This window comes from Micromonospora sp. WMMB235 (assembly GCF_001855515.1).
GTDB classification, from domain to species: Bacteria; Actinomycetota; Actinomycetes; order Mycobacteriales; family Micromonosporaceae; genus Micromonospora; species Micromonospora aurantiaca.
The window spans coordinates 1002584-1022100 of record NZ_MDRX01000001.1; the positions used below are offsets into that span (position 1 = coordinate 1002584).

The following is a 19517-nucleotide window of genomic DNA, read 5'->3' on the forward strand; positions in this document are numbered from 1 at the left end:
CGAGGTGGGATCCGGCGGGGGATGCGCGGGTCGCCTGGTGGGTGGGCCGGCCCGATGATTGGTGCCTGGGCGCAACGGCGGCGACATCGTGTCTGGAGGTGCGAGCCGGCTCGCGGCGAGCTTGCTGCCGCTGCCAGCGCTCGCCAGGTCGAGCACGCGGTCCCGCAGCACGACAGGGGGTGACTGCTTGACCCTCCGGCACCCCGAAGGCCCGCAAAAGCGGTCACCTGCCTCGCGCGGGCACTCGGGGAGCTCCCACCTCAGTGTTACTTGACATAATGTACATTATCGAACCGGGTGGGCCGCGGCGAACCCACGGGCGGAAAGCAAGGGTCGCTAGAGTATGGCCTGCCTTCCGGGCATGACAACCGATCCGCCGTTTTCCAGTTCCCCGCTACCTGGCCACTTAGCCTGGAACCGCAGTTCCGGGCGGTCGTCAGGAGCGTTCTCGATGGACAACCGGCACGATCACGCCGAGCAGAGGAACCCACGCCCCGAGTCCTGGAAGGTCCGGTCCCCCCATCGGATCTTCAGCAAGGCCCGCACCGCGCCCTCGCCCCTGCCGATCCCGAAACCAGCGCCCTGGCTGGTCCTCGGAATCGTCAGCACGGTGGCGCTGCTCCTGGCACTCGACCGCCTAGCTCGGTCCGGCGCCGTCCCGACCGGTCAGAGCGACTGGGAGTTGCTGGAGCCATTCCGTCTCCTCCTGATCGGTGTAGCTCGTGCCTTCGACCGGTCCACTGAGCTGTGGCGACGGATCGGGATACTGTTCCTGTTCCTGGCGGCCTTCGTCGCGTGGCGCAACTTCCGCCGTGAGTGGCTCGCACACCGTCCAGGGGCGGTCGACGTGCGTGACTTCGAGAACGCCGCGGACGCGAACGACACCGGCCGGGCGGCGTACCTGAAGAGCCGGTTCTGCCGTCAACTCGCCACCACCAGCATCTATCCGCCGTACGCGGGCCCGACGACCCTCCCGGCGCAGAACTTCCTCGATGTCCTCGGCGAGGAGCCGGGAACGTTCACGAACCCGTTGGCGGTCCTGCCGAAGTTCATGGCACGGCTCTGGCCCCGGACGGGTTACATGATCAGGGCGACTCTCCAGGAGCGGAAGCAGGAGCCCTGTTACGGCGTCTCGGTCACGGTCACGTCGTTCGCTGGTGCCACAGGCAGCGCGACGACTACGGAGTGGGGCATGACCTGGGAAGACGCCACGTGTAAGGCGGCCTACTGGACGATGGCCAAGATTCTGCCGGTGACTCGCCTGGCTGATGAGGCACCGTGGCGGACGTGGCGACTCCGCGACCTGCCGACCGGGCTGTTCGAGGCGTACAACGAGGCCAAGAAGCGGCACGACGAGCGGCGTCTCGACGACGCGCTCTGGTGGTATCGGGAAGCTCTTCGCCTGGACCCCTTCAACTCCGACATCCGCATGATGGTGGCCAGCGTTCAGGAAGACCTGGGTCTGTTCCTCGCCGCCCTGGACACGTACCACGGGGCGCTCTGCCTCGGTGAGTTGGAGAGCCGCTACACCGCCTCGCTCTGGACCCGCAGACGGGACCGGTGGAGGCACCCCTTCCGCTACCCCGTCTCGATGCTGTGGGCCATCCGCCGTCGCCGGGAGCTCATCCGCCTGCGCTACCAGTACGCGAAGACTCTGGCGTATTCGGAACGCACAGCGGAGGACTGGTTCGCCGTCGATGCCGTCGGAGAGCGGAAGGTTCTCCGCGACCAGATCAAGGATCGGTTGATCGCGGTCTTCGTGGGGCGGTACTGGCCGTTGTTGTCTTCCTTTCGCGATGCGGCGGACCGTGCCGAGGCGCAACAGCAGGTCAAGGAGATGCTCGGTGCCCCGGCCACCGCTCGGGTGCTGCTCAACCTGGCCGCGCTCCAGGAGTTTCACCGGTTGCACGAGGACGCAGCCCTGGCGTGGTTGGTCCGCGGAACCCGCTCCGAGGTGACCAGAGGCCTGCTTCGCTTCGCGCGAGACGTGTGGGCGCCGCTCCGGCTCGCCCGCGCCGTACACGACTTGGCCCAGGACCAGCTGACGGTTGCCGGCGTCGAGGTCGGCTGGTTTGCCGAGCAGAAGCTGATGGCGATGCGGAACCTGCGACGCTGGTGGCCGCGACGGCTGTACCGGCGAGTCGAGACGATGGTGCGGAGCTGGCCTGTCCAGCCGGAGTCGCTTCGCGACGCCGTCATCCGCGCACAGCGTCGTCATCGGCTCGGCCCGGGGCGTCTGGGCTACCTGGACTACTACCAGGCGGCGGCTGCATACGCCTACGGGCTGTACGGCTATCTCCCCGTTCCCCCACCGAGTCCGGCGGCAGGTGTCGCTCCCGCTCCTCCCGGCGAACTCGGTGACGACCAGCGCCAGCGCTTGCTGACCGAGTACGCGGTGATCGAACTCCAGGCCGTGCTGGCCAGCGCTGGCAGCAAGGTCGCCGGGCAGGTCTCGCTCCAGGCCACCACGCAGACCGGTGTGGCCTCACGGCTGCGCAGTTGGATCGCCAGCAGTGACCCGGACTTCGGTCGCCTCCGCGGCAGTGACGACTTTCGGTTCCTTCAACTGGACCTGGACCAGCCGATGCGATCGGTCCTGCGGCGCCCCGAGAACGTCACCCGTATTCGGATCGCCGCGTATGTCAAGAAGCTGCTTCACGACGGGGCGGCGCTGCTGGAGCGAAACTGGCACCAGCGTTGTGAGCCGCCGTGGCGGGCGGATGTCCACGACCTGATCAAGTGGCTCGAGCTGGATGATCGGACATGGCGGCTGCTGGCGAGGATGGCGGAGGACCGCGCTTGGTACTGGCTGCACCGGGCGCAGTTCTGCCGGCTCGTCACCGAGGCGGTGGAGCTCGTGCACCTCGCGGATCTCCGCTTCCCGCCACCTGTGCCGGTGTTCGACGAGTTGGTCATCGAGAAGCCGGACGGCCTGGAGTCGCTGTCTCGACGCGACCAATCCGTCGAAGCCCGGGTGGCTGAGCTGACCCGGCACGTGGACGAGGTCGTCCAGCAGGTCGGCCGGGTGACCGCGACGCTGAGCGCTGCCACCGCTGAGGTCGGCCTGGCGACCTTGAGGCGGGTCGACGCGGAAGGAGAGAGGCCGGGCGTCGAGCGCCTGCGCGCGGTCTGCGGCCGGCGTGCCGCGCACTGGCAGCGGGTAGTCGACATCCTGTCTGATGATCGGCTGCGGGTCGAATTCGTCGACCCGGTGAACATTCAACTTGAGCCCTGAAGGGACGTGCCCGCGCATCCTTGTCGTGGGGCCCTCCGCCGGGCCTCTCCCCTGTGCTGCCGTCCGGCGGTCAGGCGCCGACGTAGTCGGCCAGGTGTTCGCCCGTGAGCGTCGACCGGGCCGCCACGAGATCCGCCGGGGTGCCCTCGTACACGATCCGGCCGCCGTCGTGTCCGGCGCCCGGACCGAGGTCGATGATCCAGTCGGCGTGCGCCATGACGGCCTGGTGGTGCTCGATCACGATGACGGACTTCCCCGTGTCGACGAGCCGGTCGAGCAGGCCGAGCAGTTGGGCGACGTCGGCCAGGTGCAGGCCGGTGGTGGGTTCGTCGAGGACGTACACGCCGCCCTTGTCCCCCATCCGGGTGGCGAGCTTGAGCCGCTGCCGTTCGCCGCCGGACAGCGTGGTGAGGGGCTGACCGAGCGTGAGGTAGCCGAGGCCGACGTCGGCGAGCCGGTCGAGGATGGTGTGGGCGGCCGGGGTGCGGGCCTCGCCGTCGCTGAAGAACGTCTCGGCTTCGTCGACGGACATGGCGAGGACCTCGCTGATGTCGCGTCCGCCGAGGTGGTAGTCGAGGACGGCGGGCTGGAAGCGCTTGCCTTCGCAGTCCTCGCAGGTGCTGGCGACGCCGGCCATCATGCCGAGGTCGGTGTAGATGACGCCGGCGCCGTTGCAGGTCGGGCAGGCGCCTTCGGAGTTGGCGCTGAACAGGGCGGGTTTGACGCCGTTGGCCTTGGCGAAGGCCTTGCGGATGGGGTCGAGCAGGCCGGTGTAGGTGGCGGGGTTGCTGCGGCGGGAGCCGCGGATGGCGGTCTGGTCGACGCTGACGACGTCCTCGCGTTTGGCCAGTGAGCCGTGGATGAGGCTGCTCTTGCCGGAGCCGGCGACGCCGGTGACGACGACCAGGACGCCCAGGGGGATGTCGACGTCGACGTCGCGCAGGTTGTGGGTGCGGGCGCCGCGGATCGGCAGGGTGCCGGTGGGCGTACGCAGCTTGTCCTTGAGGGTGGCGCGGTCGTCGAGGTGGCGGCCGGTGGTGGTGTCGCTGGCGCGCAGGCCGGCGACTGTGCCTTCGTAGCAGATGGTGCCGCCGGCGGTGCCGGCGCCGGGGCCGAGGTCGACGACGTGGTCGGCGATGGCGATGGTCTCGGGTTTGTGTTCGACGACGAGGACGGTGTTGCCCTTGTCGCGGAGTTGGAGCAGGAGGTTGTTCATGCGGGCGATGTCGTGCGGGTGCAGGCCGATTGTGGGTTCGTCGAAGACGTAGGTGACGTCGGTGAGGGACGAGCCGAGGTGGCGGATCATCTTGGTGCGCTGGGCCTCCCCGCCGGAGAGGGTGCCGGCGGGGCGGTCGAGGCTGAGGTAGCCGAGGCCGATCTCGACGAAGGAGTCGAGGGTGTCCCCCAGTGCCTTGAGCAGCGGGCCGACGGAGGGTTGGTGCAGGTCGCGTACCCAGGTGGCGAGGTCGCTGATCTGCATGGCGCAGGCGTCGGCGATGTTGATGCCGTTGATCTTCGAGGAGCGGGCTTCGGGGGCGAGCCGGGTGCCGTCGCAGTCGGGGCAGGTGGTGAACGTGACGGCGCGTTCGACGAAGGCGCGGATGTGGGGCTGCATGGCGTCGACGTCCTTGGCGAGCATCGACTTGCTGATGGCGGGGATGAGGCCGGTGTAGGTGACGTTGATGCCGTCGACCTTGATCTTCGTGGGCTCCTTGTAGAGCAGGTCGTCGAGTTCGCGTCTGGTGTAGTCGCGGATGGGCTTGTCGGGGTCGAACAGGCCGCTGGAGCGGAAGGTGCGGCTGTACCAGCCGTCCATGCTGTAGCCGGGGATGGTGATGGCGCCCTCGTTGAGGGAGAGCTTCTCGTCGTAGAGGACGGTGAGGTCGAAGTCGGTGACGGCGCCGCGGCCCTCGCAGCGGGGGCACATGCCGCCGAGGCGGTTGAAGGTGCCCTTCTTGGTCTGGGTCTTGCCGGGGCCGCGGTCGACGGTGATGGCGCCGGCGGCGCGTACGGAGGGGACGTTGAAGGAGTAGGCGTTGGGTGGGCCGATGTGGGGGTCGCCGAGGCGGCTGAACAGGATGCGCAGCATGGCGTTGACGTCGGTGGCGGTGCCGACCGTGGAGCGGGGGTCGGCGCCCATGCGTTCCTGGTCGACGATGATGGCGGTGGTGAGGCCTTCGAGGATGTCGACCTCGGGGCGGGACAGGGTGGGCATGAAGCCCTGGACGAAGGCGCTGTAGGTCTCGTTGATGAGGCGCTGGGACTCGGCGGCGATGGTGCCGAAGACCAGTGAGCTCTTGCCGGAGCCGGAGACGCCGGTGAACACGGTGAGGCGGCGTTTGGGTATCTCGACGTCGACGTTGCGCAGGTTGTTCTCGCGGGCGCCGTGGACGCGGATGATGTCGTGGCTGTCGGCGTGGTGCAGGCCGGTGGTGGCCTTGCTCATGGTCTCTCCGTCCGGTGGTGCGGGTGTCAGTCGAGCCAGCGGCCGTCGCGCATCAGGGTGCGGCCGGGTAGCTCGTCGGCTTCGCGCCAGGCCTGCATGCGGTGTGGCGTGATGCGGTACCAGCGGTAGGGCGTGGTCAGGGTACGGGGGTCGAAGCCGGTTCGGGTGGCGAAGCGGTCGCTTCGGCCGGTGGGCAGGGCGTCGAGGGCGAGGGTTTCGACATCGCCGTCGATCATGGTGACGTCGCGGGTGGGGCCGAGGCCGACGCGGGCGCGGCCGCCGGCGAGGTTGCGGCCGGTGGGGCTGTCGGCCGGGGTGGCGACGAGCAGTGTGTGGCCGTCCCAGTCGAAGGACAGGGGCACGAGGTACGGGGTGCCGTCGGGTTCGGCGGTGGCGACCCAGCAGTCGACGTCGTTTTCGAGGCGGTGGGTGGTGTCGTTGCGGCGGCGGGCGCGGGTGCGGGGTGCGTCGGTCATGGGGTGGGTCAGCGCCGCTCGTTGATGCGGATGAGGTTGCCGGTGGGGTCGCGGAAGGCGCAGTCGCGGACGCCGTAGGGCTGTTCGGTGGGTTCCTGGACGACGTCGGCGCCGGAGGCCTGGAGGCGGTCGAACAGGCCGTCGAGGTCGTCGGTGGCGAGGGTGAGCGCGCCGTAGCTGCCCTTGGCGATGAGTTCGAGGATGGTGCGGCGTTCGTCGTCGGTGATGCCGGGGTCGGCGGCCGGCGGGTGCAGGACGATGCCGGTCTCGGGCTGGTTGGGTGGGCCGACGGTGAGCCAGCGCATGTTGTTGTAGCCGACGTCGTTGCGCAGTTCGAAGCCGAGGGTGTCGCGGTAGAAGGCGAGGGCGGCGTCGGCGTCGGTGTGGGGCAGGAAGGCGTAGTGAATGGTGATCGTCATGGTGGTCACGCTAGTGGTGGTCGGCCGGTGCGGGCTTCTCGATTCCTGATCGGTCGGGTCGCCTGTTTGGTCAGGCACGGGGGTGGTTCGGCGGTGTCGGGTGCGTGGCGGGCGCGGTAGGCGCTGGGTGGTTCGCCGACGAGTTCGGTGAAGCGGGTGCTGAAGGTGCCCAGGGACTGGCAGCCGACGGCGAAGCAGACGTCGGTGACGCTGAGGTCGCCGCGGCGCAGCAGGGCCATGGCGCGTTCGATGCGGCGGGTCATGAGGTACGCGTACGGGGATTCGCCGTAGGTCTGACGGAACTGCCGGCTGAGGTGGCCGGCGGACATGTGTTCGCCGCGGGCGAGGGCTTCGACGTCGAGTGGTTTGGCGTATTCGCGGTCGATGCGGTCGCGGACGCGGCGCAGCCGGGTGAGGTCGCGCAGCCGTTGGGCGAACGCGGGGTCGTCGGTTGCCGGGTGCGGTGGCACGTCCGCATCCTGCCTGGTGGGCGGTGGGGTCGTCCACCTGTTCGAGCGGCGAGTCGCCGCGCGGGTGCACCCGCGCGGCAGGTGCACCCGCGCTGTCGGTCAGCGCAGCCGGCGGGCGGTGAAGCGGGTGGGTGGGTCGGCGATGGCGTCCTGGGCGGCGACGAGTTGCAGTTCGCGGGTACCGGCTTCGAGGGTCGCCTCGAGTACCGCGTAGATCGAGTTGGTGGTGCGTTCCAGTGCGGTCTTCGGTGAGCCGGTGGTGGCGAGGTGGGCGAGGTAGAGGGCGGCGGTGACGTCGCCGCCGCCGTTGGGGGCGATCGGCAGCAGCGGGGTGGTGACGGCCCAGGCGCCGTCGTCGGAGACGGCGACGACTTCCAGGTGGCCGGCGGGCAGGTCGCCGTGCAGGACGCTGGTGACCAGGACGTGCCGGGGGCCGGTGGCGCGGACGGTGTCGACGGCGGCGAGCAGGTCGTCGACGGTGTCGGTGGTGCGGCCGGCGAGGAATTCCAGCTCGAACTGGTTGGGGGTGACGATGTCGGCGCGCGGGACGACTGTGTCGCGGAGGTATTCGGGGATGCCGGGGCGGACGAACATGCCGCGGCCGACGTCGCCCATGACCGGGTCGCAGCAGTAGAGGGCGGCCGGGTTGGCGGCCTTGACGCGGGCGACGGCGTCGAGGATGACGGCGCCGACGGCGGGGTCGCCCTGGTAGCCGGAGAGGACGGCGTCGGCGGTGCCGAGCACGCCGCGGTCCTCGATGCCGGCGATGACGTCGGCGACGTCGGTGGGGGCGAGCAGGGGGCCGCGCCAGGCGCCGTAGCCGGTGTGGTTGGAGAAGTGCACGGTCAGGACCGGCCAGACCTCGTGGCGGAGGCGTTGCAGCGGGAACACGGCGGCGGAGTTGCCGACGTGGCCGTAGGCGACCGACGACTGGATGGACAGGATCTTCACCCGGTCATCGTCGCATCCCGGGCCGGGGATGACTGCCGGTGGTGGGGTGATGACGGGCCGGGACGGCGGGGACCGTTCGGCGCAGCGTTTCGGCCGTCCGGCGCGGGGCGGGTTTGGGTGCAGCGTGCGGCAGGGGCATGAACCGGGGTGTTCTCGCCATCCGGACGGAGGAAGCACTGATGCTTTCCGCACTCGATCGTCGGCACACCGTCGCGCCGCCGGGGTACAGCCGTTGGCTGATTCCTCCGGCGGCGCTGGCGATCCATCTGTGCATCGGGCAGGTCTACGCCACGAGCGTGTACAAGAACTCCCTGATCGCGCATTTCGACACCGGTCAGACGGCGATCGGGGTGATCTTCAGTATCGCGATCGTGATGCTGGGGTTGTCGGCCGCGGTGGCCGGTACGTGGGTGGAGGCGAACGGGCCGCGTAAGGCGATGTTCGTCTCGGCGTGTTTCTGGGCGGCGGGGTTCCTGGTGGGGGCGCTGGGTATCGCGACCGGGCAGCTGTGGTTGCTGTATCTGGGGTACGGGGTGCTGGGCGGGATCGGTCTGGGGATCGGGTACATCTCCCCCGTCTCCACGTTGATCAAGTGGTTCCCGGACCGGCCGGGTCTGGCGACCGGCTTGGCGATCATGGGGTTCGGTGGCGGGGCGATGGTGGCCTCTCCCCTGTCCCGGCAGCTGCTGTCGTTCTACGACCCGGCCTACGACCCGGCGAACAGCGGTTCCACGGCGTCGGGGCCGGCGCTGGTGTGGTTGTTCGTGACGCTCGGCGTCGGCTACTTCGTGATCATGATGTTCGGGGTGTTCAACGTGCGGGTGCCGGCGGCGGACTGGCGGCCGGCCGGGTTCGACCCGGCTCGGGTGGCGGACAAGCCGCTGGTGACGACAGCGAACGTGTCGGCGGCCAACGCGGTCAGGACGCGGTCGTTCTGGCTGCTGTGGGTGGTGCTGTTCTGCAACGTGACGGCGGGTATCGGGATCCTGGAGCAGGCCAGCCCGATGATCCAGGACTTCTTCCGCGAGGGTGGCACGTCGGCGGTGTCGGTGGCGGCGGCCGGCGGGTTCGTGGGGCTGTTGTCGCTGTTCAACATGGCGGGTCGGTTCGTGTGGTCGTCCACGTCGGATGTGATCGGCCGCAAGCCGATCTACATGGTGTACCTGGGTGTGGGCATGGTGCTGTACCTGCTGCTGGCGCTGGTGGGGCAGACCGCGACGGCGTTGTTCGTGCTGCTGGCGTGCGTGATCCTGTCGTTCTACGGCGGCGGGTTCGCCACCGTGCCGGCGTACCTGCGGGACCTGTTCGGCACGTTCGAGGTGGGCGCGATCCACGGCCGGCTGCTGACCGCGTGGTCGGCGGCGGGCGTGGCCGGGCCGCTGATCGTCAACGCGTTCCTCGACGCGCAGGGCGAGCCGGGCACGTTGACCGCGGCGGCGTACCGGCCGGCGCTGTTCACGATGGTCGGCGTGCTGGCGGTGGGTCTGGTGGCGAACCTGCTGGTGCGGCCGGTGCCGCAGCGTTACCACGAGCCCGCGTCCGGGCGGGACGAGACGGGACCGGGGCAGCCGGTGACGGCGGAGAGGAGCGGATCGTGAACGAGCGGACCGGTGGCGGGCAGCGGGCCCGTCTGGTGGTGTCGTGGCTGGTGGTGTCGGCGCTGCTGGGCTACGGCGTGGTGCAGACGCTGATCACGGCGGCGAAGCTGTTCACCCAGTAGGAGACGCGACGCGGCGGCCCGGGGGTGGAGATCCCCGGGCCGCCGCCGGGTCAGAGACCGCCGCCGACGCGCAGGACCGCGCCCGTTGTGTACGAGGCGTCCGGGCCGAGCAGGTACGCGATCGCGCCGGCGACCTCCTCGGGTTCCCCTGCGCGGCCCATCGGGATCCGGCCCGCGGCGGTGTCGGGCCGGTCGGGCACGCCGGAGCGGGCGTGGATGGTGGTGCGGATGATCCCGGGGGCGACGGCGTTGACGCGGACACCGTGCGGCGCGAGTTCCTTGGCCAGCCCGACGGTGAGCGTGTCGGTGGCGGCCTTGACGGCGGCGTAGTGCACGTACTCGCCGGGTGAGCCGAGCGTCGCGGCCACGGAGGAGACGTTGACGATGGCGCCGCCGCGGGTGAGCCGCCGGGCCGCCTGCTGGGCGCACAGCACGTACCCGATGAGGTTGACGTCGACGACCTCGCGCAGGTCGTCGACGCGCAGGTCGGTGAACGGGCCGATCGGGCTGGTGACGCCGGCGTTGTTGACCAGGCCGGTGAGCGGGCCGAGCCGGTCGGCGGCGTCGAAGATGCGGCGTACCTGGTCGGGGTCGGTGGTGTCGGCGGCGACGGTGACCGCGCGGCGGCCGGCGGCGCGCACGTCGGCAGCCACGGATTCGGCGGCGGTGTGGTCGGTGCGGTAGCCGATGACCAGGTCGTGGCCGTCGGCGGCGAGCCGGCGGGCGGTGGCCGCGCCGATGCCGCGTCCTCCCCCGGTGACGATGGTGACGGAGGTCAATGCCCTTCTCCCCTGCCTTGCGGTGGGGGCGACGTTACCGTGGGCGGGACCATCCGGGGTGGAGAGGACTGTCACATGGGGCGCGCGTTGGTGCTGGGTGGCGGCGGGGTGACCGGGGTGGCCTGGGAGCTGGGTCTGCTGGCCGGGCTGGCCGGGCACGGCCTGCGGTTGGACGAGGCGGACCTGGTGGTGGGTACGTCGGCCGGGTCGGTGGTGGGGGCGCAGGTGCGTTCGGGTACGCCGCCGGAGCGGTTGTACGAGGCGCAGCTGCGGCCGCCCCGCGACGAGGTGCCGGCCCGGCTCGGGACGGGCGTGCTGTTGCGCTGGGCGTGGGCCGGTGGGCGGGGCCGGGACGCGGCGCGGGCCCGGGCACGTATCGGCGCGATGGCGTTGTCGGCGCGTACCCCGTCGGAGCAGTCACGGCGGGCGGTGATCGCGGCGCGGCTGCCGTCGCCGGACTGGCCGGCGGCGCGGCTGCTGGTCACCGCCGTGGACGCGGCCTCCGGCGAGTTCGTGGTGTTCGACGCGGACAGCGGGGTGCCGCTGGTGGACGCGGTCGGCGCGAGTTGCGCGGTGCCGGGGGTGTGGCCGCCGGTCACAGTCGGCGGCCGGCGCTACGTCGACGGCGGGGTCCGCTCGCCGGTGAACGCGGACCTGGCGGCCGGGTGCGGGCAGGTGGTGGTCCTGGCGCCGACGCGCGCGGCGGTGGGGCCGATGCCGCGGCTGTCGGCGCAGGTGGCGGCGCTGCGGGAGGCGGGGGCGCGGGTGGCAGTGGTATCGCCGGACCGGGCGGCGCGGACGGCGATCGGCCGCAACGTGCTGGACCCGGCGCGGCGGGCGGCGTCGGCGCGGGCCGGGTTCGCCCAGGCCGACGCGGTGGCCGACGAGGTGGCCGCGGTGTGGCGCTGACCGGGCGTGCAGCACGGCGCGGCCTGACCGGCGCCGCAGCTCAGGAGACGCCGGTCAGGCGGCTCAGGCGCCGGTTGAGGTAGCGCTGTTCGGGCAGGCTTCCGGTCAGCCGCGCGGCCAGCCGGTAGTGCTCGGCGGCGGCCTGTGGGTCGCCGTGGAGTTCCAGCAGGTGCGCGCGGACGGCGTGCAGCCGGTGGTGGCCGCGCATCGCCGGGTCGGCCAGCAGCGGGTCGAGCAGCGCCAGCCCGACGGCGGGGCCGTGCGCCATGGCCACCGCGACGGCCTGGTTGAGCGTGACGAACGGGCTGGGGGCGACCCGGCTCAGCATGTCGTAGAGGACGCTGATCTGCAGCCAGTCGGTGTCCGGGAAGGCCGGTGCCTCGGCGTGCACGGCGGCGATGGCCGCCTGGAGCTGGTAGCGGCCCACCGGGCCGTGGGGCAGGGCCCGGCCGAGCAGCGTGACGCCCTCGTCGATGAGGTCGCCGCGCCAGCGGGAGCGGTCCTGGTCGGCCAGCGGCACGAGGTCACCGGCGGCGTCGGTGCGGGCGGGCGACCGGGCGTGGGTGAGCAGCATCAGCGCCAGCGCGCCGGTGACCTCGTGGTGGTCGGGCAGCGCGGCGTGGACCTGGCGGGTGAGCCGGATCGCCTCCTCGGCGAGTTCCACGTCGAGGAGCTGGTCGCCGGAGGTGCGGGTGTAGCCCTCGCTGAACACCAGGTGGCACACGTCCAGCACGGCGGCCACCCGGCCGGGCAGAGCGTCCGGCGGCGGCATGGTGAACCGGGCGCCCGCCTCGCGCAGCGTCGCGCGGGCCCGGCTCAGCCGCTGCGTCATGGTCCGGGCCGGCACCAGGTAGGCGGCGGCGATCTGCTCCACGCGCAGTCCCGCGACCGCGCGCAGGGTCAGCGCGACCTGGGAGGGGCGGCTCAGCGCCGGGTGGCAGCACAGGAACAGCAGCCGCAGCGTGTCGTCGGCGCCGGTCACGGGCGTGTCGTCGACGGGCGGTACGACGCCGGCGCCGGGTTGCCGGGCCGCGTCGAGCCGCTCGCGGCGGGTGCGGGCCTCCTCGGCGCGCATCCGGTCGATCAGCCGCCGCGCGGCGACCTGGATGAGCCAGGCCCGCGGTTCGTCGGGCACGCCGGTGAGCGGCCACCGGGCGGCGGCCGCCTCCGCCGCGTCCTGCAGGGCGTCCTCGCAGGCGTCGGGTTGCCCGTAGCGGCGCAGCAGCGCGGCGCGGACGTGCGGCGCCTCCCGGCGCCACACGTCCGCGAGGGGCGGGGCGTTACTGATCGGACCCGCCCGGCCACATCAGGGGCCGCAGCTCGACGGTCTCCCCCGGGCCGGCGAACTTCGCGGCGACGGCGTTGGCGCGGGCCTGGTCTTCTACGTCGATGAGGAAGAAACCGGCGAGGTGTTCCTTGGCCTCGGAGTACGGGCCGTCGGTCGCCAGCGGCGCGCCGTCGCGCCACCGGTAGAGCCGGGCGGTGCGGGGGTCGCCGAGCGCCTCGCCGACGACCAGTTCCCCGTTGGCGTGCAGCTCGGTCATCACCTGCTCGAAGTCGGCGTTGAGCCGGTCGCGTACCTCGGCGGGCAGCTCCTGGTGGGCGGCGAGGTATTCGGAGGTGGGGTGGCCCCACGGCTCCGGGTTGGAGTGGATCATGATCACGTACTTCACTGTCGGTCCTTCGCGTCGTGCGGCGGTGCCTCCCCGCCGCTCGGCGGGTACGACGGAGCGGGATCGCCGATGTCTACATATCCTCGCGTCATGAGTGACGCGGTGGGTGTCGGTGACCTGGTCGAGGATTTCACGCTGCCGGACGAGACGGGTACGCCACGGCGGCTGTCGGAGTTCCTGGCCGCCGGTCCGGTGGTGCTGTTCTTCTACCCGGCGGCGATGACGCGGGGCTGCACGGCGGAGAGCTGCCACTTCCGGGATCTGGCGGCGGAGTTCGCGGCGGTGGGCGCGTCTCGGGTGGGGATCAGCCGGGATCCGGTGCAGCGGCAGGCGGAGTTCTCCCGCCGGCACGGGTTCGACTATCCGCTGCTGTCCGACGTCGACGGCGAGGTGGCGCGGGCGTTCGGGGTGCGGCGGCGGCTGCCGCTGGGCGCGCTGAGCACCCGGCGGATGACGTTCGTGATCGGCACGGACCGGCGGGTGCTCGCAGTGGTGCACAGCGAGCTGAGCATGAACGAGCACGCCGACGCGGCGCTGCGGGCCCTCGGGGGCTGATCATCGCGGTGTCGCAGCCGGCTGGTATCAAGGCTGCGTCAAACAGGTGTACGGAAGAGGGCGTGATGGCGGGTCAGGGTTTGTCCACTGACGAGATTCAGGGGATCCGGGAGGCGCTGGCCGCGGGCCGCAAGCCCCGGGTGGTGTTCACCGAGGCGGCCGGGCAGATGGCCGGGCAGCTCGGGCAGGTGGTGGAGCTGACCGACCCGGCGGCGTCGGAGGAGTTCGTGGTGGTGCGGTTCGGCCGCGACGAGCTGCCGTTCTCCCCCGCCGACGTGGCGATCGCCCCGAAGGGTGCCGGGCGGCGTCCGGCCGCCGAGGCGAAGCCGGAACCGGAGCAGCCGCCGGCCGCGCCGGAGCCGGAGTTCGTGCTGGACACGCCGCGGGTGCCGGCGCCGCGGCGGGAGGAGCCGAAGGCCGAGCAGCCGCAGGCGGAGCCGAAGCCGGCGAAGCGGGTCGTGAAGGCCGCCAAGCCGAAGACCCCGCCGGGGCTGACCGTGACGCTGGCCTACGCCGAGGGCGAGTGGACGGTGGCCGCGCAGCAGGGCACGAAGGCGCTGGCCCGGCCGTACGTGGTGAAGCCGGCCGAGGCGCTGCGGATGGTGGCGCTGGTCGACGTTCCCGGGGTGCAGGAGGCGGTGGAGCAGATCCTGGCCGCCGAGCGGGCCGAGGCCGAGCAGCAGGCGGAGAAGCTGCGCGCCGAGCTGGCCGAGATCGAGGCGCGGCTGGCGGAGCTGCGCGAGGCGCGCTGACCCCGGAACGCCCCGCGGGGCCGGTGCGACCCCCTCGCACCGGCCCCGCTCCCCTGCGCCCACAGGTCGATCAGTGTTGCGGAATGTTCTGTACCCCGATCCGGCGGCGGAACACCCAGTACGTCCAACCTTGGTACGCCAGCACGATCGGCGTGAACACCACAGCCACCCAGGTCATGATCTTCAAGGTGTACGGGGTGGACGCGGCGTTGGTGGCGGTCAGCGTGCCCGCCGCGTCGAGGGTGGACGGCATCACGTTCGGGAACAGCGCGGCGAACAGCGTCGCCACGGCCAGCGCGATCGCCACGGCGGTGCCGGTGAACGCCCAGCCCTCCCGGCGTACCTTGGCCGCGGCCAGACCGCCGAGCAGGGCGAGGGCGGCGCCGACGGCGAGCACGACGGCGGCGGCGCTGGAGCGGATGCTCAGCGACCAGCTCAGGAACGCCACGGCGGCCACGGCGGTGCCGACGCCGAGCTTCACGGCGAGGGCGCCGGCGCGCTCCCGGATGTCACCGGTGGTCTTGAGCGCCAGGAACACCGCGCCGTGGGTGAGGAACAGCCCCAGCGTGGTCAGGCCGCCGAGCAGCGCGTACGGGTTGAGCAGGTCGAGCAGGCCGCCGACGTACTCGTGGTCGGCGTCCAGCGGCACGCCGCGGAAGATGTTGGCGAACGCCACGCCCCACAGCACGGCCGGGATCGCCGAGCCCCAGAAGATGGCCTGGTCCCAGCGGCGCTTCCAGGACGCCTCGGGCCGCTTGTGGCGGTACTCGAAGGCGACGCCGCGGGCGATCAGGGCCAGCAGGATGAGCAGCAGCGGCAGGTAGAAGCCGGAGAACAGGGTGGCGTACCACTCGGGGAAGGCGGCGAACATGGCGCCGCCGGCGGTGATCAGCCACACCTCGTTGCCGTCCCAGACCGGGCCGATGGTGTTGATCAGGACGCGGCGCTGCCTGTCGTCGCGGCCGAGCACCGGCAGCAGCATCCCGACGCCGAAGTCGAAGCCTTCGAGGATGAAGTAGCCGGTGAAGAGCACTGCTACGAGGAGAAACCAGACGGTCGTCAGTTCCACGGTTGGGCTCCGGGGTGTCAGTAGGCGAACGCCAGCGGGCGCTCGGCATCGTCGGTGTCGTCGTCGTCGGACTGGGGGGTGACGTCCGGTACGCCGGCGCGGGCGTAGCGGACCAGCAGTTTGAACTCGACCACCGCGAGGACGGCGTAGATGAGGGTGAACGCGGTGAACGAGGTGAGCACCTCGGTCAGGGAGACGCTGCGGGACACGCCGTCGCGGGTGAGCATCTCGCCGAAGACGATCCACGGCTGGCGGCCCATCTCGGTGAAGATCCAGCCGAAGGAGTTGGCCAGCAGCGGCAGCACGGGCATGACCAGGCCGGCCCGCAGCAGCCACTTGCTGGTCGGGGTGCGGCCCTTGCGCTGGCTCCACAGCACCAGCAGCGCGATCGCGGCGGCGGCCAGCCCGAAGCCGATCATGAAGCGGAAGCTCCAGTAGGTGACCGGGATGATCGGGGCGTAGTTGCCGGGGCCGTACTGGCTGGCGTACTGGGCCTGCAGGTCGTTGATGCCCTGCACGGTGCCGTTGGGGTCGCCGGTGCCGAGGAACGACAGCAGGTACGGGATCTTGACGGCGAACAGCTCGCGGCTGCCGTCGAGGCTGCCGACGGTGAACACGGAGAACGAGGCGGGGCTCTCGGTGGTGTAGAGGCCCTCGGCGGCGGCCATCTTCATCGGCTGCACCTCGGTCATGATCTTGCCCTGGATGTCGCCGGTGAGGATGACCAGCGCCGAGGAGATCAGGACGACCCAGGAGCCGAGCTTGGTGGCGAAGCGGTATGCGCCGGTGTCGGCGCTGTCGCGGTTGCGCATCACGTGCCACAGGCCGACGGTGACCATCAGCGACCCGGCGACCAGGAACGCGCCGGCCAGGGTGTGCGGGAAGGTCACCAGGGCGACCTTGTTGGTGAGCACGGCGACGAAGTCCGTCAGCTCGGCCCGGCCACTGTCCGGGTTGATCCGGAACCCGACCGGGTTCTGCATGAACGAGTTGGCGGCGAGGATGAAGTACGCCGACAGGTTGGTGCCGATCGCGGCGGCCCAGATCGCGGCCAGGTGCAGGCGCTTGGGCAGCCGGTCCCAGCCGAAGATCCACAGGCCGATGAACGTGGACTCCAGGAAGAACGCCACCAGGGCCTCGATGGCCAGCGGCGCGCCGAAGATGTCACCGACGAAGCGGGAGTAGTCACTCCAGTTCATGCCGAACTGGAACTCCTGCACGATGCCGGTGACCACACCCATCGCGAAGTTGATCAGAAAGAGCTTGCCGTAGAACTTGGTGAGTTTGAGGTACCGCTCGTTGCCGGTGCGGTGCCACATGGTCTGGAGGATCGCCACCAGCACGGACAGGCCGATGGTCAACGGCACGAACAAGAAGTGGTAGACGGTGGTGACACCGAACTGCCAGCGGGCGACGTCCAACGCGTCCACCTGAAACCCCCAGCTGCGCATACTACGAGACGTAGTAGATACTACTCGGCGTCGTAGCGAAAGCAGCAGGGCCGCAGGGCCCCACCCGGCCCGGGACCAATGACCCTGATCACCTTGCCGGAGGACCCCCACCGGCTCCCCGACCCGTGCCCGCACGTGGGAACATCCAGCACTGATGAACAGCACCCCCTGGCGCGCGCCGCTGCTGTGGCGGAGCGCGCAGACGCTCGCCCGCGCCGTCGTCGGGCTGGTCGGCCGGCTGGAGGTCACCGGCGACGTGCCCGACGCGCTGCGCCACGGCCCGCTGGTCCTGGCCGCCAACCACATCAGCCCGTTCGACCCGGTGGTGCTCGCCGCCGCCTGCCGGGTCCGGCGCGTCGCGCCCCGGATCATGGCCACCGGCGGTCTGTTCCGCGCCCCGGTGATCGGGTCGCTGATGCGCCGCGCCGGGCACATCCGCGTCGACCGGGGCACCTCCGCGGTGCACCGGTCACTGGAGGTCGCCGCCGAGGCCGTGGCCGGCGGCTCGGTGGTGGTGGTCTACCCGGAGGGACGCATCGGGCTCGACCCGGGCATGTGGCCCGAGCGGGGCAAGACCGGCGCCGCCCGGCTCGCCTTCGCCAGCGGCGCCGCCGTGGTCCCGGTCGCCCAGTGGGGCTCGCACGAGGTGCTCCCCTACCGGGCGCCCAAGGGCATGCTGCGCGCGACAGCCCGGGCGATCGTCCGCCGGCCCGCCATCCGGGTGCACTTCGGCGCCCCGGTGCCGCTGGACGACCTGCGGTCGGGCTCCCCCGGCGCGGCCCGGCAGGCCACCGACCGGATCATCGACGCGATCACCGACGACCTGGTGCCGCTGCGCCCCGACGAGCCGGACCGGCCGCGCCACGTCGACCCGGGCCGGCCGGTCGACACCGCCCGCGCCCACCGTCGCCACCGCGCCGGCTGACGCATCCCGGCGCCGGTGGCGGGTATCAAGTCCTCGCGCCCCTTCAGGTGGAGAGGACCTGGTCATGACCGCTGTCCGAGCACTCGTTCTCAACTGCACCCTGAAGCGCTCCCCGGCGAAGTCCAGTTCACAGGTGCTCGGTCAGGAGGTGCTCGACGCGCTGGCCGAGCAGGGCGTCGACGGCGAGATCGTCCGGGTGGTCGACCACGACGTGCGCTTCGGGGTCTCCGTCGACGAGGGCGACGGCGACGGCTGGCCCGGCATCCGCGCCAAGCTGCTCGCCGCCCAGATCCTGATCATCGCCACGCCGATCTGGCTCGGTCAGCCCTCGTCGGTGACCAAGATGGTCCTCGAACGGTTGGACGCCGAGCTGTCCGAGACCGACGACCAGGGCCGCCTGCGCACCTACGGCAAGGTCGGCGGGGTGGCCGTGGTCGGCAACGAGGACGGCGCGCACCACACCATCGCCGAGGTGCAGCAGGCCCTCAACGAGGTGGGGTTCACCTGCCCGGCCGCCGGGGCCACCTACTGGGTCGGGGAGGCGCTGCACAAGACCGACTACGTCGACGCCCGCCCCAAACCCGACACGACCGGCCGCACCACCGCCGCGCTGGCGCTCAACAGCGCCCACCTGGCCCGGCTGCTCGCGGACCGGCCCTACCCGCCACCCGGAACCCGCGACGCAGGCACCGGCCCCAGCAGCCAGTCCGCCTGACCCGTCGCCCCCTGCCCGCACCCGACGCCGCGGCCCGCTACCCCGCCGTCGATCTTGCAATTGGTGCCCCGGCAAACCCGGCCAAACGCCCCCGACGAGGGCCGCAAGTGCAAGATCAGCGAGGCGAGGGCGGGGTCAGGGGGTGGTGCGCAGCCGGTCGTCGAGTGCGGCCAGGTCCGGGACGAACCACACCTGGTCGTGCCGGTTCGACTCGGCCACCAGCGCGCGCAACGCGCCGCTGCGCTCCAGGTGGACGGAGATGTCACCGACGATCGCCAGGCGCAGCCGGTAGTTGACGAACTTCTGCATCACGTCACCGGCGAAGCGGGTGCCGAGCGTGAAGAAGTCGGGGTCGAGCCGCTCGGCCGGCACCGCGACCACAGTCGCGCCGAGGAACGCCGCGCCGATCAGGTCCAGCGCGTCGCGCTCGGTGGCGATCGGCGGGCCGTCCGGGTCGCAGACCAGCACCTGCTCGCCGGCGCGCTCCTGCATCAGGTCAGCCACGGCCGCGCTCCCCGCCGCCGAGCAGGCCGTTGCCGCCGTCGAGCACCCCGTCGAGCAGGCGCAGCAGGTCGGCGGTGGCGGTGAGATCGCCCAGGATCATGATGGTCATGCGGTGCCGCTCCTCGTCGTGGACCGTCTGCACGCGCAGCGGACGGTCCGGGTCGTGGTGGGTGTTCACACCGGCCAGCACCAGCGTGGCGAGCCGGTCGACGGCGGCCCGGTCGACGCCGTCGAGCCGCACGACGCTCGACACCTCCGCCCCCGGCGCCGAGGGCGGCGCCGGCCGGCCGGTCAGCGCGTCCAGGTCCGCGCGGGTGATCCGGTACTGCTTGCCGATCCGCGTGGCCCGCAGCCGCCCGGAGCGGATGTAGCCGCGCACGGTGCGCACGTGCAGGCCGAGCAGGTCAGCGACCTGCTCCACCGAGTACATGTCGTTACTCATCGCACCCTATCTTAGCGATGATGGGG

Annotated in this window: 20 protein-coding genes; 8 read left to right on the forward strand and 12 right to left on the reverse strand. The window is 71.5% G+C overall.

Annotated elements, in window-relative coordinates; translation table 11 throughout:
* Window positions 1–451 precede the first annotated feature (451 nt).
* Entirely contained in the window at window positions 452–3235 is a 2784-nt protein-coding gene (locus tag BFV98_RS04250; protein WP_143025311.1) for a hypothetical protein, read from the forward strand.
* Window positions 3236–3305: 70 nt separating this feature from the next.
* On the opposite strand, the gene BFV98_RS04255 is transcribed toward BFV98_RS04250, so the two are convergent.
* The 5 genes from BFV98_RS04255 to pdxY all read right to left on the reverse strand — a co-directional run bounded on the left by BFV98_RS04255 (window position 3306) and on the right by pdxY (window position 7997).
* Window positions 3306–5681: an excinuclease ABC subunit UvrA gene (locus BFV98_RS04255; RefSeq protein ID WP_071094998.1), complete on the reverse strand. Its 2376-nt coding sequence runs from the start codon at window positions 5679–5681 to the stop codon at window positions 3306–3308.
* Between the two features lie 26 nt (window positions 5682–5707).
* Window positions 5708–6157, reverse strand: coding sequence for a pyridoxamine 5'-phosphate oxidase family protein (locus BFV98_RS04260; RefSeq protein WP_071095000.1), 450 nt, complete (start codon window positions 6155–6157; stop codon window positions 5708–5710).
* An 8-nt stretch (window positions 6158–6165) separates the two neighbouring features.
* A complete protein-coding gene (locus tag BFV98_RS04265) occupies window positions 6166–6576 on the reverse strand; it encodes a VOC family protein (protein ID WP_013286349.1) in 411 nt (136 codons plus the stop codon).
* Between the two features lie 5 nt (window positions 6577–6581).
* Window positions 6582–7046 (reverse strand): helix-turn-helix transcriptional regulator, encoded by a 465-nt coding sequence (locus BFV98_RS04270; RefSeq protein ID WP_013286348.1) that lies wholly within the window; start codon window positions 7044–7046, stop codon window positions 6582–6584.
* A 99-nt stretch (window positions 7047–7145) separates the two neighbouring features.
* Window positions 7146–7997, reverse strand: a complete 852-nt coding sequence (pdxY, locus tag BFV98_RS04275) for a pyridoxal kinase PdxY (protein WP_013286347.1) — start codon at window positions 7995–7997, stop codon at window positions 7146–7148.
* A 179-nt stretch (window positions 7998–8176) separates the two neighbouring features.
* Here pdxY and BFV98_RS04280 point away from each other — a divergent pair, with 179 nt between their 5' ends.
* A complete protein-coding gene (locus BFV98_RS04280) occupies window positions 8177–9595 on the forward strand; it encodes an OFA family MFS transporter (RefSeq protein ID WP_013286346.1) in 1419 nt (472 codons plus the stop codon).
* A complete protein-coding gene (locus BFV98_RS32550) occupies window positions 9592–9717 on the forward strand; it encodes a hypothetical protein (RefSeq protein ID WP_013286345.1) in 126 nt (41 codons plus the stop codon). Before BFV98_RS04280 ends, BFV98_RS32550 begins: the two co-directional genes overlap by 4 nt.
* Window positions 9718–9767: 50 nt before the next feature.
* Here the strand turns inward: BFV98_RS32550 and BFV98_RS04285 are convergent, their stop codons facing one another.
* Window positions 9768–10496 carry an SDR family NAD(P)-dependent oxidoreductase gene (locus BFV98_RS04285; RefSeq protein WP_013286344.1) on the reverse strand — a complete coding sequence of 243 codons (729 nt, stop codon included), beginning with the start codon at window positions 10494–10496 and terminating at the stop codon, window positions 9768–9770.
* 75 nt (window positions 10497–10571) lie between these two features.
* Here BFV98_RS04285 and BFV98_RS04290 point away from each other — a divergent pair, with 75 nt between their 5' ends.
* Window positions 10572–11405, forward strand: coding sequence for a patatin-like phospholipase family protein (locus BFV98_RS04290; protein WP_013286343.1), 834 nt, complete (start codon window positions 10572–10574; stop codon window positions 11403–11405).
* A 40-nt stretch (window positions 11406–11445) separates the two neighbouring features.
* Here the strand turns inward: BFV98_RS04290 and BFV98_RS04295 are convergent, their stop codons facing one another.
* A complete protein-coding gene (locus BFV98_RS04295; RefSeq protein ID WP_083395229.1) occupies window positions 11446–12666 on the reverse strand; it encodes an RNA polymerase sigma factor in 1221 nt (406 codons plus the stop codon).
* 19 nt (window positions 12667–12685) lie between these two features.
* Entirely contained in the window at window positions 12686–13078 is a 393-nt protein-coding gene (locus BFV98_RS04300) for a YciI family protein (protein ID WP_071095004.1), read from the reverse strand.
* 90 nt (window positions 13079–13168) lie between these two features.
* Here BFV98_RS04300 and BFV98_RS04305 point away from each other — a divergent pair, with 90 nt between their 5' ends.
* Entirely contained in the window at window positions 13169–13633 is a 465-nt protein-coding gene (locus BFV98_RS04305; protein WP_221488069.1) for a peroxiredoxin, read from the forward strand.
* 65 nt (window positions 13634–13698) lie between these two features.
* Window positions 13699–14385, forward strand: coding sequence for a hypothetical protein (locus BFV98_RS04310; protein WP_071095006.1), 687 nt, complete (start codon window positions 13699–13701; stop codon window positions 14383–14385).
* 70 nt (window positions 14386–14455) lie between these two features.
* Here the strand turns inward: BFV98_RS04310 and cydB are convergent, their stop codons facing one another.
* Complete coding sequence (gene cydB, locus BFV98_RS04315) at window positions 14456–15454, reverse strand: cytochrome d ubiquinol oxidase subunit II (RefSeq protein WP_013286337.1); 999 nt, start codon at window positions 15452–15454, stop codon at window positions 14456–14458.
* Between the two features lie 17 nt (window positions 15455–15471).
* Window positions 15472–16884, reverse strand: a complete 1413-nt coding sequence (locus tag BFV98_RS04320; RefSeq protein WP_179945456.1) for a cytochrome ubiquinol oxidase subunit I — start codon at window positions 16882–16884, stop codon at window positions 15472–15474.
* A 175-nt stretch (window positions 16885–17059) separates the two neighbouring features.
* On the opposite strand from BFV98_RS04320, the gene BFV98_RS04325 reads away from it, so the two are divergent.
* Entirely contained in the window at window positions 17060–17830 is a 771-nt protein-coding gene (locus tag BFV98_RS04325; protein WP_013286335.1) for a 1-acyl-sn-glycerol-3-phosphate acyltransferase, read from the forward strand.
* Window positions 17831–17894: 64 nt separating this feature from the next.
* A complete protein-coding gene (locus BFV98_RS04330) occupies window positions 17895–18545 on the forward strand; it encodes a flavodoxin family protein (protein WP_071095008.1) in 651 nt (216 codons plus the stop codon).
* 135 nt (window positions 18546–18680) lie between these two features.
* Here the strand turns inward: BFV98_RS04330 and BFV98_RS04335 are convergent, their stop codons facing one another.
* Window positions 18681–19049 (reverse strand): DUF4180 domain-containing protein, encoded by a 369-nt coding sequence (locus tag BFV98_RS04335; protein WP_071095010.1) that lies wholly within the window; start codon window positions 19047–19049, stop codon window positions 18681–18683.
* On the reverse strand, window positions 19042–19491 hold the full coding sequence (locus BFV98_RS04340; RefSeq protein ID WP_255367995.1) for a helix-turn-helix domain-containing protein: 450 nt from the start codon (window positions 19489–19491) through the stop codon (window positions 19042–19044). The genes BFV98_RS04335 and BFV98_RS04340 overlap by 8 nt, the downstream gene beginning before the upstream one ends.
* Between the last annotated feature and the right edge of the window lie 26 nt (window positions 19492–19517).

Bases quoted from the DNA above. Each gene is read 5' to 3' on its own strand.
- BFV98_RS04250 (WP_143025311.1), top strand. From the start codon at position 452: ATGGACAACCGGCACGATCACGCCGAGCAGAGGAACCCACGCCCCGAG.
- BFV98_RS04255 (WP_071094998.1), bottom strand. From the start codon at position 5,681: ATGAGCAAGGCCACCACCGGCCTGCACCACGCCGACAGCCACGACATC.
- BFV98_RS04260 (WP_071095000.1), bottom strand. From the start codon at position 6,157: ATGACCGACGCACCCCGCACCCGCGCCCGCCGCCGCAACGACACCACC.
- BFV98_RS04265 (WP_013286349.1), bottom strand. From the start codon at position 6,576: ATGACGATCACCATTCACTACGCCTTCCTGCCCCACACCGACGCCGAC.
- BFV98_RS04280 (WP_013286346.1), top strand. From the start codon at position 8,177: ATGCTTTCCGCACTCGATCGTCGGCACACCGTCGCGCCGCCGGGGTAC.
- BFV98_RS04290 (WP_013286343.1), top strand. From the start codon at position 10,572: ATGGGGCGCGCGTTGGTGCTGGGTGGCGGCGGGGTGACCGGGGTGGCC.
- BFV98_RS04305 (WP_221488069.1), top strand. From the start codon at position 13,169: ATGAGTGACGCGGTGGGTGTCGGTGACCTGGTCGAGGATTTCACGCTG.
- BFV98_RS04310 (WP_071095006.1), top strand. From the start codon at position 13,699: ATGGCGGGTCAGGGTTTGTCCACTGACGAGATTCAGGGGATCCGGGAG.
- BFV98_RS04325 (WP_013286335.1), top strand. From the start codon at position 17,060: ATGAACAGCACCCCCTGGCGCGCGCCGCTGCTGTGGCGGAGCGCGCAG.
- BFV98_RS04330 (WP_071095008.1), top strand. From the start codon at position 17,895: ATGACCGCTGTCCGAGCACTCGTTCTCAACTGCACCCTGAAGCGCTCC.
- BFV98_RS04340 (WP_255367995.1), bottom strand. From the start codon at position 19,491: ATGAGTAACGACATGTACTCGGTGGAGCAGGTCGCTGACCTGCTCGGC.